This window comes from Oleiphilus sp. HI0067 (assembly GCF_001635735.1).
The window spans coordinates 1-1,200 of the sequence record NZ_LWFI01001105.1 but is presented as its reverse complement, the minus strand read 5'-3'; the positions used below and the strand labels follow the sequence as shown (position 1 = coordinate 1,200).

2 protein-coding genes are annotated in these 1,200 nt (G+C 46.0%); both read left to right on the top strand.

Translation table 11 applies throughout. From position 1 onward, the window contains the following. A partial coding sequence (locus A3739_RS15985) for a M17 family metallopeptidase (protein WP_197472363.1) occupies window positions 1-738 on the top strand: 738 nt, incomplete at its 5' end. A 30-nt stretch (window positions 739-768) separates the two neighbouring features. Beyond that, complete coding sequence (locus A3739_RS15980; protein ID WP_369819820.1) at window positions 769-1,032, top strand: DUF5062 family protein; 264 nt, start codon at window positions 769-771, stop codon at window positions 1,030-1,032. Window positions 1,033-1,200 lie beyond the last annotated feature (168 nt).

Genomic DNA, 1,200 nt, shown 5'->3' with positions numbered 1-1,200 from the left:
GGCGACGAAGACGCGCCAGCTATTACACTAGTTGGTAAAGGTATCTGTTTTGATAGTGGCGGTCTGAATATTAAAACTGGCAACTTCATGCGTCAGATGAAAAAGGATATGGGCGGCGCTGCACACGTGCTTGGCTTGGCCAAGCTCATCATGGCACAAAACCTTCCAATTCGATTACGTGTTCTCGTTGCTGCGGCTGAAAACGCTATATCTGGTAATGCATTTAGACCCGGCGATATTATTGAATCTAGAAAAGGCCTTACGGTCGAAATAGACAATACCGACGCTGAAGGTCGTTTAGTTCTTTGCGATGCATTGGATGATGCATGTAGCGAAAGCCCCGAGCTGATTATTGACTTTGCCACATTGACCGGCGCATGCCGCGTAGCACTGGGCACAGAACTCCCTGGCTTCTTCTGTAACGATGAAGAAGTGGCTGCAGGACTCAACGAAAGCGCTCTAGATTGCTTAGATCCTATTTGGCGCCTACCGTTGCACCAAGCCTACAACGACATGCTTAAAAGCCATTTTGCCGATACCCTGAATTCAGCAGAAACCGGATTCGGTGGCGCTATCACAGCTGCACTATACCTCGAAAAATTCATTAGCAATGAAACCCCTTGGGTGCATTTCGACGTCATGGCTTGGAACCTCAGAGGCCTCCCAAGCCGTCCAGTTGGAGGTGAAGCATTGGGCTTACGAGCGGTATATGAATATCTAAAACAACGTTTCGCGTAACTCGAAGAACTTCATCAAAGAGGAAGCAGCATGGCTATAAAAAAACTAAAAAACGAAGCTGAACTTTTAAAAGAAGCTATTCGCATTGGGGTGATGTATTGCGAGAAGCGTGGCGTTGTAAAGTTTGAAGCGAATGATAAGCAAGACGATAAAATTGAATATATCTACAAGCTTTTGGTTCACGACAAACAAATTCAACCGCTGGCAAAGCAAGATATGGATACGCCACGAATGAAGCATAAGCTCGTTCTGTGGCTGCATAAACAATTACCCGAAAATCATCCTCTGAAGTAAATCTACTAATGCAAGATACGACTCCCAAGCTTTATTACGTTTATGACCCCATGTGCGCGTGGTGCTGGGGTTATCGGCCGACTTATCTCGCATTAACTGAATCGCTCAAAGAACGAGGTATCACACTCACAAAGCTACTGGGTGGTCTTGCCCCAGACAGTGATATAC

Excerpts from the sequence above, each read along its gene's own strand:
- A3739_RS15980 (WP_369819820.1), top strand. The coding sequence starts at position 769 with ATGGCTATAAAAAAACTAAAAAACGAAGCTGAACTTTTAAAAGAAGCT.